The organism is Streptococcus sanguinis SK355 (genome assembly GCF_000212855.1).
Classification (GTDB): domain Bacteria; phylum Bacillota; class Bacilli; order Lactobacillales; family Streptococcaceae; genus Streptococcus; species Streptococcus sanguinis_A.
Genome location: NZ_GL890993.1, coordinates 596,165 through 612,125 on the forward strand (window position 1 = coordinate 596,165; position 15,961 = coordinate 612,125).

At 44.7% G+C, this 15,961-nt stretch carries 13 protein-coding genes and 9 tRNA genes; all 22 read left to right on the top strand.

Annotated features, from left to right (window positions below):
• The first annotated feature begins 15 nt into the window (after positions 1-15).
• The 22 genes from HMPREF9389_RS08405 (at position 16) to purF (ending at position 15,958) form a co-directional block, all read left to right on the top strand.
• Positions 16-89, top strand: a tRNA-Pro gene (locus HMPREF9389_RS08405).
• Between the two features lie 5 nt (positions 90-94).
• Positions 95-168 (top strand) — tRNA-Met (locus HMPREF9389_RS08400).
• 13 nt (positions 169-181) lie between these two features.
• Positions 182-255, top strand: a tRNA-Ile gene (locus HMPREF9389_RS08395).
• Positions 256-267: 12 nt separating this feature from the next.
• Positions 268-357: transfer RNA gene (locus tag HMPREF9389_RS08390), tRNA-Ser, on the top strand.
• Positions 358-376: 19 nt separating this feature from the next.
• Positions 377-450: transfer RNA gene (locus HMPREF9389_RS08385), tRNA-Met, on the top strand.
• A gap of 5 nt (positions 451-455) precedes the next feature.
• Positions 456-528, top strand: a tRNA-Phe gene (locus tag HMPREF9389_RS08380).
• A 20-nt stretch (positions 529-548) separates the two neighbouring features.
• A tRNA-Gly gene (locus tag HMPREF9389_RS08375) sits at positions 549-619 on the top strand.
• 33 nt (positions 620-652) lie between these two features.
• Positions 653-726: transfer RNA gene (locus tag HMPREF9389_RS08370), tRNA-Ile, on the top strand.
• A 9-nt stretch (positions 727-735) separates the two neighbouring features.
• A tRNA-Ser gene (locus tag HMPREF9389_RS08365) sits at positions 736-823 on the top strand.
• Positions 824-896: 73 nt separating this feature from the next.
• Positions 897-1,712: a rod shape-determining protein MreC gene (gene mreC, locus HMPREF9389_RS08360; RefSeq protein WP_032906689.1), complete on the top strand. Its 816-nt coding sequence runs from the start codon at positions 897-899 to the stop codon at positions 1,710-1,712.
• A 1-nt stretch (position 1,713) separates the two neighbouring features.
• A complete protein-coding gene (gene mreD / locus HMPREF9389_RS08355) occupies positions 1,714-2,214 on the top strand; it encodes a rod shape-determining protein MreD (RefSeq protein WP_002928636.1) in 501 nt (166 codons plus the stop codon).
• A gap of 96 nt (positions 2,215-2,310) precedes the next feature.
• Positions 2,311-3,525, top strand: coding sequence for a peptidoglycan hydrolase PcsB (pcsB, locus tag HMPREF9389_RS08350; protein ID WP_032906270.1), 1,215 nt, complete (start codon positions 2,311-2,313; stop codon positions 3,523-3,525).
• Positions 3,526-3,649: 124 nt separating this feature from the next.
• A complete protein-coding gene (locus HMPREF9389_RS08345; protein WP_002928639.1) occupies positions 3,650-4,615 on the top strand; it encodes a ribose-phosphate diphosphokinase in 966 nt (321 codons plus the stop codon).
• A gap of 308 nt (positions 4,616-4,923) precedes the next feature.
• A complete protein-coding gene (locus HMPREF9389_RS08340; RefSeq protein WP_002928640.1) occupies positions 4,924-5,493 on the top strand; it encodes a hypothetical protein in 570 nt (189 codons plus the stop codon).
• Between the two features lie 94 nt (positions 5,494-5,587).
• Entirely contained in the window at positions 5,588-6,433 is an 846-nt protein-coding gene (gene srtB, locus HMPREF9389_RS08335) for a class B sortase, LPKTxAVK-specific (protein ID WP_002928642.1), read from the top strand.
• Positions 6,434-6,611: 178 nt separating this feature from the next.
• Positions 6,612-7,784 (top strand): pyridoxal phosphate-dependent aminotransferase, encoded by a 1,173-nt coding sequence (locus tag HMPREF9389_RS08330; RefSeq protein ID WP_002928645.1) that lies wholly within the window; start codon positions 6,612-6,614, stop codon positions 7,782-7,784.
• Positions 7,777-8,550, top strand: coding sequence for a DNA repair protein RecO (gene recO / locus HMPREF9389_RS08325; RefSeq protein ID WP_002928646.1), 774 nt, complete (start codon positions 7,777-7,779; stop codon positions 8,548-8,550). Before HMPREF9389_RS08330 ends, recO begins: the two co-directional genes overlap by 8 nt.
• A gap of 5 nt (positions 8,551-8,555) precedes the next feature.
• The gene (plsX, locus tag HMPREF9389_RS08320) at positions 8,556-9,554 is read left to right on the top strand and encodes a phosphate acyltransferase PlsX (RefSeq protein WP_002908390.1); all 999 of its coding nucleotides are present in this window, start codon (positions 8,556-8,558) and stop codon (positions 9,552-9,554) included.
• 2 nt (positions 9,555-9,556) lie between these two features.
• Positions 9,557-9,805, top strand: coding sequence for an acyl carrier protein (locus HMPREF9389_RS08315; protein WP_002926485.1), 249 nt, complete (start codon positions 9,557-9,559; stop codon positions 9,803-9,805).
• Positions 9,806-9,958: 153 nt separating this feature from the next.
• The gene (gene purC / locus HMPREF9389_RS08310; RefSeq protein ID WP_002928655.1) at positions 9,959-10,666 is read left to right on the top strand and encodes a phosphoribosylaminoimidazolesuccinocarboxamide synthase; all 708 of its coding nucleotides are present in this window, start codon (positions 9,959-9,961) and stop codon (positions 10,664-10,666) included.
• 19 nt (positions 10,667-10,685) lie between these two features.
• The gene (locus tag HMPREF9389_RS08305) at positions 10,686-14,420 is read left to right on the top strand and encodes a phosphoribosylformylglycinamidine synthase (RefSeq protein WP_002928656.1); all 3,735 of its coding nucleotides are present in this window, start codon (positions 10,686-10,688) and stop codon (positions 14,418-14,420) included.
• Positions 14,421-14,518: 98 nt separating this feature from the next.
• Complete coding sequence (purF, locus tag HMPREF9389_RS08300) at positions 14,519-15,958, top strand: amidophosphoribosyltransferase (RefSeq protein ID WP_032906273.1); 1,440 nt, start codon at positions 14,519-14,521, stop codon at positions 15,956-15,958.
• Positions 15,959-15,961 lie beyond the last annotated feature (3 nt).

A 15,961-nucleotide genomic window follows, 5' to 3' on the forward strand; every position in this document is an offset into this window, starting at 1 on the left:
GTAATAACTTAAGTTCGGGAAGTAGCTCAGCTTGGTAGAGTACTTGGTTTGGGACCAAGGTGTCGCAGGTTCGAATCCTGTCTTCCCGATAGATGGCGGTGTAGCTCAGCTGGCTAGAGCGTCCGGTTCATACCCGGGAGGTCGGGGGTTCGATCCCCTTCGCCGCTATAATGATCTTGTCGGACCTTTAGCTCAGCTGGTTAGAGCTCTCGGCTCATAACCGAGTGGTCGTAGGTTCAAGTCCTACAAGGTCCATAGTGTTATCTTGGAGGATTACCCAAGTCCGGCTGAAGGGAACGGTCTTGAAAACCGTCAGGCGTGTAAAAGCGTGCGTGGGTTCGAATCCCACATCCTCCTTAGGGACGAATAGTAATAACGCGGGATGGAGCAGCTAGGTAGCTCGTCGGGCTCATAACCCGAAGGTCGTAGGTTCAAATCCTGCTCCCGCAATAGTTGGCTCGGTAGCTCAGTTGGTAGAGCAATGGATTGAAGCTCCATGTGTCGGCGGTTCGATTCCGTCTCGCGCCATACATCATCGTATTGGAAATGCGGGTGTAGTTTAGTGGTAAAACTACAGCCTTCCAAGCTGTTGTCGCGAGTTCGATTCTCGTCACCCGCTTTGAATGAAAGTTCATACCAAGTTTTCGAACTTGGGCGCGTAGCTCAGGTGGTTAGAGCGCACGCCTGATAAGCGTGAGGTCGGTGGTTCGAGTCCACTCGTGCCCATTAAATATTGGAGAATTACTCAAGAGGCTGAAGAGGACGGTTTGCTAAATCGTTAGGTCGGGTAACCGGCGCGGGGGTTCGAATCCCCCATTCTCCGTATGAATAAGGAGTTTAGCATTTGCTATCTCCTTTTCTTATACTTTCTTGTCCTGTTTAGTGAGGTTTTTCTGATGAATCGATTTAAAAAGTCTAAGTTTCTGATTTCTTTTTTTGTATTGGTTGTTGCAATGACGATACTCATCTTATCTACCTCTTCTAGTTGGTTTGTATCAACTACTTCAAATATTATTTCATTGGTAGATAGACTTGTCAGCTCTCCTTTTACTTTTGTAGCTGATAAAAAAGAAGAAATGTCAGATTTGATGTCTACTTACAGAGAGAATCAGCAGCTCAAGAAAAATCTTTATGAGGTTGAGGAAAAGGCTGGGAAGGCAGATTCCTTAGAAGATGAGAATGAGCAGTTGCGACAACTTCTGGAATTTAAAGAGGCCGATAAAAATCAAATACAAATTGCCAGCGAAGTGATTGCCCGTACGCCAGCATCTTGGAAAAATGAGCTGACTATTGACAAGGGAGAATCTGATAATGTGACTGATGCTATGTTAGTAGTCGCTAATGGTGGTCTTGTCGGAAGTGTTTCTGAAACTAGTAATCAGTCTAGCTTAGTATCTCTACTGACTAACGAGGAAAACTCAACTAAAATTTCTGTTAGAATTCAAACTAAGTCTGGTCCAGTTTATGGGATTATTACTGGTTATGATGAAAAAAACTCTGCTTATATCATCAGTCAGTTAAATAGTGCTGAAGATATAAAAGAGGGAGATGAGGTTGCAACCAGTGGTTTGGGTGCTTATAATGCAGAAAATATTCCTGTCGGTAAGGTACTTTCTGTGTCTGAGGCTAAGGATCAGTTAAATAAGGTTGTCCTGGTTAAGCCGGCTGCGGATTTGTCGGATATTCGTGCTGTAATGTTGGTAGGGAACTGATATGAGAGATATTAAAGAACATCTTTTGACTCCTATTATTTTATTTTTTGTTTTATTGATTGATGGGCAGATTTCGACTTTTCTGGCTAATATTCTGCCTTTACAATGGCATTTAGTCAGTCATTTTATCTTTATTTTCATGCTTTTTGTGTCCATCAACCTCTCTAGAAACTACAATATTCTCTTGTTTTGCTGTCTGGGGTTGATTTACGATGTTTACTATTTTCATACCATCGGTATTGCTCTTATTCTTTTTCCTCTTTTAAGTCTCTTGGTTTGTCAGTCTAGTTCGACTATGCTTTTAAATAAATTTACTCGCTTTTTATCTGTTTTGATTCTTGTATTTTTATTTGAATTAACTAGTTTTGCTTTTGCAGTATTTTTGAATCTTTCTAGTCTGAATTTACAAGATTTTGTCCTTAGCAGTTTAGTACCGACTATACTCCTCAATAGCTTGATATTCCTCATTTTTCAGCCTATTTTCGAAAAAATATATTTATGATAAACAAGAAATAAAAATGTAACAAATGCGTAACATATGATACGGTATTTTCTGGTATACTAGATAATGTCTTATAAGAAGGAGTGTATTATTTTTATGAAGAAAAAACTACTCACATCAATTTTATTGAGTACAGTTATCCTTTCACAAGGAGCTGCACTTGTGAGCGTTAAAGCGGAGACAACTGATGAAAAGATTGCTGCACAAGACAGCAAGATTAATAGTTTGACAGAGCAACAACAATCAGCTCAGGCACAAGTCAACGAGATTCAAGGCCAAGTATCTGCTATTCAAAAGCAACAAGAAGAGCTTAAAGCAGAAAACGAAAAATTGTCTGCTGAATCTGCAAGACTTTCTGCTGAGATTGACGAACTGTCTAAAAACATCGTAGCTCGTAATGAGTCACTTGCTAATCAAGCGCGCAGTGCCCAAACAAACGGAACTGCTACTAGCTACATCAATACAGTTGTAAATTCTAGCTCTATCACAGAAGCTATCTCTCGTGTAGCAGCTATGAGCGAAATCGTTTCAGCAAATAACAAGATGCTGGAACAACAAAAGAAAGATAAAGAAGCAATTGCTGAAAAGCAAGTTGCGAATAACGAAGCTATCAATACTGTTATTGCCAACCAAGAAAAGTTAGCTGATGATGAACAAACTTTGGCAACAAAACAAGCTGAACTGAAAGCAGCTCAGGCAAGTCTTGCAGCTGAAAAAGCGACTGCTGAAAACGAAAAGAATTCTCTTCTTGAAGAAAAAGCAGCCGCTGAAAAAGCAGCCGCTGAAGCAGCGGCCCGTGAAGCAGCTTATAAAGCAGAACAAGAAGCACAACGTCAAGCAGTTGAAGCTTCAGGAAATACTACTCTGCAAGCTCAGGTCCAAGCAGTTGTTAATTCACCTTCATCATCTGCAGCAGCAGCTCCGGCAGCACCTGCAGTGACTCAATCTGTTGCCCGTGCAAATAGACCAGTTTATAGCTCATCTGCCTCTTCTTATCCAGTAGGTCAATGTACTTGGGGTGCTAAGACATTAGCTCCTTGGGCTGGTGATTACTGGGGTAATGGTGGACAATGGTCAGCAAGCGCAGCAGCAGCAGGCTTCCGTGTTGGTTCACAGCCAGAGGTTGGAGCAATTGCATGTTGGACTGACGGTGGATATGGACACGTTGCAGTAGTAACAGCTGTTCAATCTACTACAAGCATCCAAGTATCAGAAGCAAACTACCTTGGACAACAATCAATCGGTAACTACCGTGGATGGTTTAACCCAACAACTGCACAAGGTACAGTTTCATATATCTATCCGAACTAATCAGTAAAAAGCGCCTCTGGCGTTTTTTATTTTTAATTGAAAAATCAACTGAAAAAAGTTACAATGATAGTTGGGAAAAGTTGTAATTGGACAATGAAAGACGATTTAGAATCTGGAGGGAATCATGTCTTTTTCTGATTTAAAACTCTTTGCTCTTTCTTCTAATCAAGAATTAGCGCAGCGTGTTGCTCAAGAGATTGGATTGCCACTTGGGAAATCAACTGTCCGTCAGTTCTCTGATGGAGAAATTCAAGTGAATATTGAAGAATCTATTCGCGGGAAACACGTCTTTATTTTGCAGTCTACCAGTTCGCCGGTCAATGATAATTTGATGGAAATCTTGATTATGGTAGATGCTTTGAAACGGGCTAGTGCTGAATCAATCAATGTTGTCATGCCTTACTATGGCTATGCTCGACAGGATCGCAAGGCTAGAGCTCGTGAGCCAATTACATCTAAATTAGTTGCTAATATGTTGGAAATTGCTGGTGTGGATCGGATGCTGACTATTGACTTGCACGCAGCGCAAATCCAGGGCTTCTTTGACATTCCAGTAGATCACTTGATGGGTGCACCTTTGATTGCTGACTACTTTGAGCGCCGTAATATGACAGGGGGCGACTATGTGGTAGTCAGTCCTGACCATGGCGGTGTGAGTCGGGCCCGTAAGTTGGCGGAATTTCTGAAAACTCCTATTGCGATTATTGATAAGCGTCGCAGTGTGGACAAGATGAATAGCAGCGAAGTCATGAACATTATCGGTAAGGTAGAAGGAAAAACCTGTATCCTGATTGATGATATGATTGATACAGCGGGAACAATCTGTCATGCAGCTGACGCTTTAGCTGAAGCGGGGGCTGTAGAAGTCTATGCTAGCTGTACGCATCCAGTCTTGTCTGGTCCGGCTATGGATAATATCCAAAAGTCGGCGATTAAAAAATTGGTTGTGTTGGATACGATTTATCTACCTCAAGAGCGCTTGATTGATAAGATTGATCAGATTTCCATTGCGCATCTTTTAGGGGAAGCCATTGTCCGTATTCATGAGAAACGGCCGCTGTCACCCTTATTTGAAATAGGGAAAAAATAATCTGATATGTATGGCTGGGAAGTTTGATTCCTAGCTTCTTTTTATTTCATTCCTACTTTTTTGAAAAAATCTAACATCAACTTTGGAAGACAACTCAAACTACTTGATGTTTCAAATATAAATAAATGACCATTTAAATAGTTGGTAAATTGACAATTTGTCTCATCCCTTGGTATTCTTTGATTTTAGAAATTTTTATGTAGTAAAATTCTTGACTTTTTTTAGAGTTCGAACTATACTTAATAGTAGGTAATATTAGGTAACGGGGAGTTACAATTATTTTTGAAAAGTAAAGAGGAGATGAGATAATGAAAAAGGTTTTACTTTCAAGTGCTGTAGCCCTTTCTCTTTTTGCGGCTGCTGCACCAGTATTTGCTGAGGGTACAGGCAGTCTTTGGGTTAATGACATTGATAATAATGAAGTTCCCCAAGGGAGTACGGACGCAGAATCCAGCAAAGTTATGGATGAACTGCAGGCCTATAGAGACGCACAATCAGCTCTGGATCAGCAAGTTGCTGAAGCTAAGAAAGCTCCAGTTGGTAAAAGTGCAGTGATGGAGGATCAGGCTGGTAACAAAGTTCTTGTTATTGGTGAAGGAGAGTCGGCTAATGCAGATCAGTCTTCAGCGACACCGTCTACTACAGATCCATCTACACCGGCTTATTCGGCAGCACCTTACTCCACAGCTTCTTCATCAGTTCCGACTTTTCCGGTACCGTCTCAATCTTCGGCGGCATCCTCTTCAGCAGCAGGTAAAAAGAGGACTAAAAAATCAGAAAATAAAGCAAAAAAAGCTCCGGAAGTAAAAGAAGAAAACAAGGAAAATGAGGAAAATTCTGAAGACAAGTCACTTCCTAAAACAAGTGCAGTCAAATAATTTTGTCTTTAATTTGTGCTAACGCCTAAATATCACTGAGCCTTCGTTCGGTGATATTTTTTATCAAAAATGAAAAATAAAGGATTTTTAAATTATGCAAGAAAAAGATAGGAGTCAAGCTTCGAATAAGAAACAGCTCCTTGTTGTTGGCATCTGCCTCCTGTTGATTGTTCTGGTTATTTTTTCTGTTTTTTATGCTTTCCGTTCTTCAGGAACAGGCAGTAAGCCTCGAGTTTCGCCTCCCAGCAGGATTGAAACGTCAAGCTCTTCTACAGCAGACTCCAGTCAGACAGAAAAGGATTATTTAGCGGAGCGTTTTGCTAAACTGAAGGCTGTGAATTTAGAAACGATAGGCTATGTCTATGCTCCTGGTACACAGCTGGATGAGCCAGTGGTGCAAACGAAAGATAATGCGACTTATCTGCTGAAGACTTTTGAAGGGAAGCAAGAACCCTATATGGGTGCGGTCTTCATGGATAAAGATAATCATAAAGATTTCAGCGATCGACTTACCTGGCTTTTCGGGCATGCTCGGGGCAGCAAGGCAGGAGATCATCGCATGTTTAATGATGTCAACTACTATGATCGTCAGGATTATTTTGACAAACATAGGTATGTCGTGATTGAGACTCCTGAGCGTAAGTATTATTATCAAGCTATGGGATTGGTCATCGTGCCGGAAGAGACGGCTTTTTATCGGACGGAGTTTAAGGACGACGAGGACTTTACAACTCAGCTCAGAAATATCTATGAAGCTGCTCGCACTAAGGATCCTAAGATCCAGATTAAGGCGAGCGACCGGTATTTAGTTCTCTCAACCTGCCGTGAGGAAGATGACACGATTCGTTCTAACCTTTATTTGCGGCAGATTCCTGATTCAGAACTGCCAGATTTTCTGGCTAAGCATGGCAAGGAATTGACCTATACTCCGACTCGTTGACTGGTCAGTCACGTGAGATGTGGCTATATCCATTATCTAGCAGTAAAGAATTTTAAGGCAAGGAAAAAGGGACTGAGTGCAAGCTTAGTCCTTTTTTTGCATAAGAAATCATGTAATAGCTTTTGCTATGCTTCTGCATTTATAGTATAATAGTTCTATTGAGCGGCTGGAGGTATGTATGGATTTAAGTAAGAAATTTAATAAAAACTTAGGAAAAATAGAAATTTCGCTGATTCGTCAGTTTGACCAGTCGATTTCTGCTATTCCGGGGGTCCTTCGGCTGACCTTGGGAGAGCCGGACTTTACGACACCAGAACATATTAAGGAGGCAGCCAAGGCAGCGATTGATGCCAATCAAAGTCACTACACTGGTATGAGCGGTCTCTTGGAGCTGCGCCAGGCGGCTAGCAGCTTTGTGAAAGAAAAATACAATCTGAACTATCGCCCAGAAGATGAGGTCTTGGTCACGATTGGGGCAACAGAGGCTTTGTCGGCTACACTGACAGCCATTTTAGAAGAAGGAGACAAGGTCTTGCTGCCAGCTCCTGCTTATCCAGGCTATGAGCCCATTGTCAATCTAGTGGGAGCAGAGATTGTCGAGATTGATACAACAGCAAATAATTTTGTCCTTACTCCAGAGATGCTGGAAGCAGCTATTTTAGAACAGGGCGAGCAGCTAAAAGCGGTCATTCTTAATTATCCAGCCAATCCGACCGGCGTGACTTATTCGCGGGAGCAGATAAAAGCTCTGGTGGATGTCCTAGAAAAATACCAAGTCTTTGTGGTCTGTGATGAGGTCTATTCTGAACTGACCTATACGGAGCAGGGACATGTCTCCATCGCGGAGTATCTGCCAGATCAAACCATTGTCATCAACGGCCTGTCTAAGTCTCATGCCATGACTGGCTGGCGGTTGGGCTTTATCTTTGCTCCAGCAGTTTTCACTGCTCAGCTGATTAAGAGCCATCAGTATCTCGTAACAGCGGCCAATACTATGGCTCAGTTTGCCGGCATTGAAGCTCTGACAGTTGGGAAAGATGATGCGGAACCAATGAAATCTGAGTATATCCAGCGTCGCGATTATATCATAGAGAAAATGGCAGAGCTAGGCTTTAAGATCATCAAGCCAGATGGGGCTTTTTATATTTTTGCTAAGATACCAGATGGTTATAATCAAGATTCTTTCGCCTTTCTGCAGGATTTTGCAGAGAAGAAGGCTGTGGCCTTTATCCCGGGGGCGGCTTTTGGTCAATACGGGGAAGGATATATCCGCCTGTCCTACGCGGCTAGTATGGAGACGATTCAAGAAGCCCTGAAGCGCCTCAAGGACTACATGGAGGACTATGCTTAAATCTCTAACAAGTCAAGGTCTGGTTCTCTATAACCGCAATTTCCGTGAGGATGATAAGCTGGTCAAAATCTTTACGGAACAGGCTGGTAAGCGTATGTTTTTCGTCAAGCATGCTGGGAAGTCCAAGCTAGCACCCGTCATTCAGCCTTTGACTGCGGCGAACTTGCTGATGAAAATCAATGATGATGGCCTTAGCTATATCGAGGACTATCAGGATGTAGTCGCCTACCATCGCATCAATGAGGATTTATTCATCATGGCCTATGCCAGCTATGTGGCGGCCTTGGCAGATGCCAGTCTTCAGGATAATCAGCCAGATCCGGCGCTCTTTGCCTTTCTGCAGAAAACCCTGGAGCTGATGAATAATGGTCTGGACTATGAGGTGTTGACCAATATCTTTGAGATTCAGATTTTGTCACGTTTTGGAGTTTCGCTGAACTTCCATGACTGTGCCTTTTGTCATCGGACGGGTCTGCCCTTTGACTTCTCTTTCAAATATAGCGGAGTGCTTTGCCCTGATCATTACCATCAGGATGAAAGACGATGTCATCTCAATCCCAACCTTCCTTTTCTGCTGGACCAATTTCAGGCGGTCCGCTTTAGCGAATTGGAGACCATTTCTTTGAAGCCAGATATTAAAAAGCAGCTGCGAGATTTTATCGACCTGCTCTATGATGAATATGTCGGCATTCATCTCAAATCCAAAAAATTTATAGATTCTCTGGGGGACTGGGGAAACATTTTAAAAGATAAGAACGAGGAATAAATCGAATGAAAAAAATAGCTGTTGATGCTATGGGAGGGGACAATGCCCCTCAGGCTCTGGTCGAAGGAGCCAATCGAGCGGTACAGGAGTTTTCGGATATTGAAATTCTTCTCTATGGCGACGAGGCCAAAATCAAGCCTTATCTGACTGCTGGTGAGCGGGTCCGCATCATCCACACGGAGGAAAAGATTGACTCGGATGACGAGCCGACCAAGGCCATTCGTCAAAAGAAAGAGGCTAGTATGGTGCTGGCAGCCAAGGCTGTCAAGGCAGGGGAAGCAGATGCCATGTTGTCTGCTGGAAATACTGGAGCGCTTTTGGCGGCAGGTTTCTTTATCGTAGGGCGTATCAAGAATATTGACCGACCGGGGCTCTTATCTACTATGCCAACGGTTGGCGGTCAGGGATTTGATATGCTGGATCTGGGAGCCAATGCTGAAAACACAGCCCATCATTTACACCAGTATGCGACTTTGGGTTCTTTCTATGCTGAAAATGTCCGAGGAATCAAGAAGCCGCGGGTGGGTCTCTTGAATAACGGAACAGAAAGCAGCAAGGGCGACCCTCTGCGCAAGGAAGCCTATGAGCTTTTAGCTGGTGATTCAACACTTAACTTTATCGGCAATGTGGAAGCGCGTGATTTGATGGATGATGTGGCGGATGTTGTCGTTGCAGATGGCTTTACTGGTAATGCCGTTCTGAAATCAATCGAAGGAACTGCTATCAGTATCATGGGTCAGCTGAAGAAGTCTATTTTAGGCGGTGGTTTCAAGGCTAAATTGGGAGCTTGGCTGCTCAAGGACAGCTTGCGAGGGCTCAAGAATAGTCTGGACTATTCTAGTGCAGGCGGTGCAGTTCTATTCGGCTTGAAAGCGCCAGTTGTCAAAACGCATGGCTCTAGCGATGCTAAGGCTGTTTATAGCACGATTCGTCAGATTCGGACTATGCTGGAAACGGATGTTGTTGGTAAATCGGTCATTGAATTTTCAGATGCAAAGGAGTAACTATGAGCGAAAAAGAAATTTATGCAAAAATTGTCGAAATCATTCAAGAACATGACAGCAGTAAGCTGCATATCACTCCAGAACTCAGCTTGAAAGAGGAGCTGGGAGTGGACTCTGTTGATTTGATGGAATTTATCATCAATCTGGAAGAAGCTTTTGATATTGAGATTCCTGATGAGGATATGGATAACTTCAAAACGATTTCCGATGTGGTGGCTTATATCCACGAAAAACTGAAGAAGCAACATTAAAAATCAAAGATCGGTATTTTCCGGTCTTTTTTCGTATCTTGGAAAGGAAACGATTTCTTTAACTGGATGCAGAAAGTTTATACGGAATTTCTTGTAAAATATATTTAAAGATGATAAAATGAGGGTATAAAACCACGAAAGGCGAATATTAAAATGTCTAATAAGTTGTTATATTCGGGAAAAGCTAAGGATATTTTCTCTACAGATGATGAGCAAGTCATTCTGGCACGCTACAAGGACCAGGCAACGGCCTTTAATGGAGTCAAGAAGGAGCAGATTGCTGGTAAAGGAGTGCTCAACAACCAGATTTCATCTTTCATTTTTGAGAAACTCAATGCAGCTGGTGTGGCGACACATTTCATTGAGAAGGTTTCGGATACGGACCAGCTGAATAAAAAAGTAGAGATTATTCCTTTGGAGGTGGTGTTGCGCAACTACACAGCGGGTTCTTTTTCCAAACGTTTTGGAGTAGAAGAGGGCATCGCGCTTGAAACTCCGATTGTGGAATTTTACTACAAAAATGATGATTTGGACGATCCTTTCATCAATGACGAACATGTGAAATTCTTGAAGATTGCCAGCGACAAAGAAATTGCCTTTTTGAAAGAGGAGACTCGTTGGATCAATGAGCTCTTGTCAGACTGGTTCCGCCAAATCGGACTGAAATTGATTGATTTCAAGTTAGAGTTCGGCTTTGATAAAGATGGCAAGATTATTCTGGCAGACGAATTTTCACCAGACAACTGTCGCCTCTGGGATGCGGAAGGCCATCACATGGACAAGGATGTTTTCCGGCGTGGCCTTGGTGAACTGACAGATGTCTATCAGGTTGTTTGGGAAAAATTGCAGGCGATTAAGTAAGGACAGGGTGTGAAAAATCATGGACAAGCGTATTTTTGTAGAGAAGAAGAGCAACTTCGGTGTCAAGTCACAGAGCTTGGTGAGAGAGCTGACGCATAATCTCCAGTTGAAAACATTGTCAGATCTTCGGATGATTCAAGTGTATGATGTCTTTCATCTGGCAGAAGACTTGGTAGCTCGTGCTGAAAAGCATATTTTCTCCGAGCAGGTGACAGATAGATTGCTAGCGGAAGAGGAAGTAGAGGCTGCACTTGCAGAGACAGCGTTTTTTGCCATTGAAGCGCTGCCGGGTCAGTTTGATCAGCGGGCAGCCAGCTCTCAGGAGGCCCTCTTTTTGCTCGGTGCTGGGACAGATGTCCTGGTGAGAACCGCTCAGCTTTATTTGATCAATAAAGACATCTCAGACAGCGAGTTGGCAGCAATCAAGAAATATTTGCTAAATCCAGTTGACTCACGCTTTAAAGATATTGAGCAGCCGATCCAGCTGGAGCAGTTCTCTGAGTCTGACAAGACCATTCCGGTTCTGGACTTCTTTAAGGACTATACAGAAGCGGACTTTAAAGCCTACAAACAGGAGCATGGTCTGGCTATGGAAGTAGCAGATTTGCTCTTCATTCAAGACTATTTCAAGTCAATTGGCCGTTTCCCGACAGAAACAGAGCTCAAGGTTTTAGATACTTACTGGTCCGACCACTGTCGACATACGACCTTTGAGACGGAGTTGAAGAAGATTGATTTTTCAGCTTCTAAGTTCGAAAAGCAGCTGCAGGCTACTTATGATAAATATTTGGCTATGCGCGATGAGCTGGGCCGTGGGGACAAACCGCAGACCCTCATGGATATGGCGACTATTTTTGGTCGCTATGAGCGAGCCAATGGCCGTCTGGATGACATGGAAGTGTCTGATGAAATCAATGCCTGCTCAGTAGAGATTGAAGTGGATGTGGATGGTGTCAAGGAGCCTTGGCTGCTGATGTTTAAAAATGAAACTCACAACCACCCAACAGAAATTGAGCCCTTTGGTGGGGCTGCGACCTGTATCGGAGGAGCCATTCGTGATCCGCTTTCTGGCCGTTCTTATGTTTATCAGGCTATGCGGATTTCTGGTGCAGGGGATATTACCCAACCGATTGCTGAAACGCGGGCTGGCAAGCTCCCTCAGCAGGTCATTTCCAAAACTGCAGCACATGGCTATTCTTCTTACGGAAATCAAATTGGTCTAGCAACGACCTATGTCCGTGAGTATTTCCATCCAGGCTTTGTAGCCAAGCGGATGGAGCTTGGGGCAGTTGTTGGAGCAGCTCCTAAGGAAAATGTTGTCCGTGAAAAACCAGTAGCAGGTGATGTGGTTATCTTGCTGGGAGGCAAGACGGGTCGTGATGGTGTCGGCGGTGCCACTGGCTCATCCAAGGTGCAGACAGCTGCGTCTGTGGAGACGGCTGGTGCGGAAGTCCAAAAAGGAAATGCTATTGAGGAGCGCAAGATTCAGCGCCTTTTCCGCGATGGCAATGTAACTCGCCTCATTAAGAAATCCAATGACTTTGGAGCTGGCGGTGTCTGCGTAGCTATTGGCGAATTGGCAGACGGGCTGGAAATTGACCTTGACAAGGTGCCGCTCAAATACCAAGGACTTAACGGTGCAGAAATCGCGATTTCTGAGTCGCAGGAGCGGATGGCAGTGGTGGTCCGCCCAGAAGATGTGCAACAATTTATCGCTGCAGCAGCTAAGGAAAATCTGCTGGCAGTCGTTGTTGCAAAAGTGACGGAAAAGCCAAATCTGGTCATGCACTGGAACGGGGAAACCATCGTCGATATTGAGCGGAGTTTTCTGGATACCAACGGTGTGCGCGTGGTTGTGGACGCCAAGGTTGTGGATGCTCAAGCAGCACTGCCAGGGCAGACTGTGACTTCTGAAGCAACTTTGGAGCAGGACCTCAAGAGCATGCTCAGCGATCTCAACCATACCAGTCAAAAGGGGCTGCAGACTATCTTTGACAGCTCTGTTGGCCGCTCTACTGTCAATCATCCAATTGGCGGGCGCTACCAGATTACGCCGACTGAGGCTTCTGTGCAGAAATTACCAGTTGAGCATGGCAAGACAGAGACAGTATCTGTGATGGCGCAAGGTTACAATCCTTATGTGGCAGCTTGGTCACCTTATCATGGAGCAGCTTATGCAGTGATTGAAGCGACAGCTCGCTTGGTTGCTGCTGGTTCGGACTGGTCCAAGGCTCGCTTCTCTTATCAGGAATACTTCGAGCGGATGGACAAGAAGGCTGAGCGTTTTGGACAGCCAGTCTCTGCTCTGCTTGGTTCGATTGAAGCACAGATTCAGCTCGGTTTGCCGTCTATTGGTGGCAAGGATTCCATGAGCGGAACTTTTGAAGAATTGACAGTACCGCCGACCTTGGTAGCTTTTGGAGTGACTACTTCTACTGCTGGGCGCATCCTGTCTCCAGAGTTTAAGGCTGCAGGAGAGTCCATCTACTATCTACCAGGACAGGCCCTGTCTCAGGATATTGACTTTGACTTAATCAAGAAAAACTTTGAAAATTTTGCGGATATTCAGGCTAAGTATCAGATTACAGCCGCCGCCGCTGTCAAATACGGTGGTCTAGCAGAGAGTCTGGCTTTAATGAGCTTTGGTAATCGCATTGGTGCTCAAGTGGATGTTGCTGACTTGCCTTCCATTTTGCAGGCGCAGCTGGGTGGATTTGTCTTTACCAGTCCTGAGCAGGATATTCCAGGTGCAGTGAAGATCGGTCAGACCAAGCCGGACTTTACCCTGATTGTCAATGGTGTCCAGCTTGAGGGAGCAAAGCTTTTGGCAAGCTTTGAAGGCCGACTAGAGCCTATCTATCCGACAGAATTTAAACAGGAAACAGTTATTGAAGAAGTCCCAGCACTTGTCGCTGATACAGTCATCAAAGCCAAAGAGACAGTGGCGGAGCCACTGGTTTACATCCCAGTCTTCCCTGGAACCAACTCAGAATACGACTCAGCCAAAGCCTTTGAAGCAGCAGGAGCCAAGGCCAATCTAGTTCCATTCGTTACTTTGGATGAAGCAGCCATTGTCAAGTCCGTTGACAGTATGGTTGACAACATTAACAAGGCAAATATCATCTTCTTTGCAGGTGGCTTCTCTGCTGCAGATGAGCCAGATGGCTCAGCTAAGTTTATCGTCAACATTCTGCTCAACGAGAAGGTCAAGAAAGCCATTGATACTTTCATCGCTCGCGGCGGTCTCATCATTGGTATCTGTAATGGCTTCCAAGCTCTGGTTAAATCTGGTCTTCTTCCTTACGGAAACTTTGAAGAAGCAGGAGCTAGCAGCCCAACTCTCTTTTACAATGATGCCAATCAGCACGTAGCCAAGATGGTTGAAACCCGCATTGCCAATACCAACTCGCCTTGGCTGGCTGGTGTGCAAGTGGGAGATATCCATGCCATTCCGGTTTCACATGGTGAAGGGAAATTTGTCGTGACGGCTGAGGAATTTGCTGAACTGCGTGACAATGGTCAGATTTGGAGTCAGTATGTAGACTTCGATGGTCAGCCAAGCATGGACAGTAAGTATAATCCAAACGGCTCGCTTTACGCTATTGAAGGTATTATGAGCAAGAACGGCCAAATCATCGGGAAGATGGGCCACTCAGAGCGTTATGAAGACGGACTTTTCCAAAATATTCCAGGTCAGAAAGACCAGAAATTGTTTGAAAGCGCCGTTCGTTATTTCCAAGCGAGTCACGAATAAAGTTGGCTTGCAAGAGCAAGCAATCAAAAAAGGAGTCTGCTTGGCCTGAAAGGCCAGGTTTTCTCCCTTTTACTAGACAAAAGAATTTAGGTAAAACAATGACATACGAAGTAAAGTCACTGAATGAAGAGTGCGGTATTTTTGGAATCTGGGGCCATCCACAGGCGGCTCAGGTCACCTATTTCGGACTCCATAGTCTGCAGCACCGCGGTCAGGAAGGAGCAGGCATCCTGTCAAACGACCATGGAAAGCTCAAACGCCACCGTGATTTGGGGTTGGTTGCAGAGGTTTTTAGAAACCCAGCAGATTTGGACAATTTGACAGGAGAAGCAGCTATCGGCCACGTCCGCTATGCAACGTCTGGCGGGGCCTTCATCAACAATGTCCAGCCTTTCTTCTTCAGTTTCTATGATATGCAGATGGGCTTGGCGCATAATGGCAATCTGACCAATGCCCATTCACTGAGACGGGAGTTGGAAAAGAAGGGTTCCATCTTTGCTAGCTCGTCTGATACGGAAATTCTCATGCACTTGATTCGCCATAGTAAGCAGGAAAATTTCTTAGACAAGCTCAAGGAATCCTTGAGACGAGTTCAGGGCGGCTTTGCCTATCTCATCATGAGAGAGGACAAGCTCTACGCTGCGCTGGATCCTAATGGCTTTCGTCCTTTGTCCATCGGCCGCATGAAAAATGGAGCCTGGGTCGTTTCCAGTGAAACCTGTGCTTTTGAAGTGGTGGGTGCCGAATGGGTGCGTGACCTTAAGCCAGGGGAAATCGTGATTATTGATGATGAAGGCGTGACCTATGACAGCTATACGACAGATACCCAGCTGGCTATTTGCTCAATGGAATATGTCTATTTTGCTCGGCCGGACAGCGTCATTCACGGGGTCAATGTCCATGCAGCCCGCAAACGGATGGGCCGCAGGCTGGCTCAAGAATTCCAACATGAGGCAGATATCGTTGTCGGCGTGCCTAATTCTTCCTTGTCAGCGGCCTCTGGCTTTTCTGAAGAGTCTGGCCTGCCAAATGAAATGGGTCTGATTAAAAATCAATACATCCAACGGACTTTTATCCAACCGACGCAGGAGTTGCGAGAGCAAGGAGTTCGCATGAAATTATCTGCTGTTTCCAGCATTGTCAAGGGCAAGCGCGTGGTCATGGTGGATGACTCTATCGTACGGGGAACGACCAGCCGACGCATCGTCCAGCTCCTACGAGATGCAGGTGCTGCTGAAGTCCATGTGGCTATCGGCAGCCCAGAACTTAAATATCCATGTTTCTACGGAATTGATATCCAGAATCGGCGCGAGCTCATCTCGGCCAATCATACGGTTGATGAGGTTTGTGAGATTATCGGAGCAGACAGCCTGACCTATCTGTCGCTGGAAGGTCTCATTGAATCAGTTGGTATTGAGACGAACGCTCCGAATGGCGGGCTTTGTGTAGCTTACTTTGACGGTCAGTACCCAACTCCGCTCTATGACTATGAAGAGCGATATCTGGAAAGCCTGAAGGAGAAGACAAGTTTTTATTAAAAC

Coding starts and splice junctions, on each gene's coding strand:
- mreC (WP_032906689.1), top strand. CDS start 897: ATGAATCGATTTAAAAAGTCTAAGTTTCTGATTTCTTTTTTTGTATTG.
- mreD (WP_002928636.1), top strand. CDS start 1,714: ATGAGAGATATTAAAGAACATCTTTTGACTCCTATTATTTTATTTTTT.
- pcsB (WP_032906270.1), top strand. CDS start 2,311: ATGAAGAAAAAACTACTCACATCAATTTTATTGAGTACAGTTATCCTT.
- HMPREF9389_RS08345 (WP_002928639.1), top strand. CDS start 3,650: ATGTCTTTTTCTGATTTAAAACTCTTTGCTCTTTCTTCTAATCAAGAA.
- HMPREF9389_RS08340 (WP_002928640.1), top strand. CDS start 4,924: ATGAAAAAGGTTTTACTTTCAAGTGCTGTAGCCCTTTCTCTTTTTGCG.
- srtB (WP_002928642.1), top strand. CDS start 5,588: ATGCAAGAAAAAGATAGGAGTCAAGCTTCGAATAAGAAACAGCTCCTT.
- HMPREF9389_RS08330 (WP_002928645.1), top strand. CDS start 6,612: ATGGATTTAAGTAAGAAATTTAATAAAAACTTAGGAAAAATAGAAATT.
- recO (WP_002928646.1), top strand. CDS start 7,777: ATGCTTAAATCTCTAACAAGTCAAGGTCTGGTTCTCTATAACCGCAAT.
- plsX (WP_002908390.1), top strand. CDS start 8,556: ATGAAAAAAATAGCTGTTGATGCTATGGGAGGGGACAATGCCCCTCAG.
- HMPREF9389_RS08315 (WP_002926485.1), top strand. CDS start 9,557: ATGAGCGAAAAAGAAATTTATGCAAAAATTGTCGAAATCATTCAAGAA.
- purC (WP_002928655.1), top strand. CDS start 9,959: ATGTCTAATAAGTTGTTATATTCGGGAAAAGCTAAGGATATTTTCTCT.
- HMPREF9389_RS08305 (WP_002928656.1), top strand. CDS start 10,686: ATGGACAAGCGTATTTTTGTAGAGAAGAAGAGCAACTTCGGTGTCAAG.
- purF (WP_032906273.1), top strand. CDS start 14,519: ATGACATACGAAGTAAAGTCACTGAATGAAGAGTGCGGTATTTTTGGA.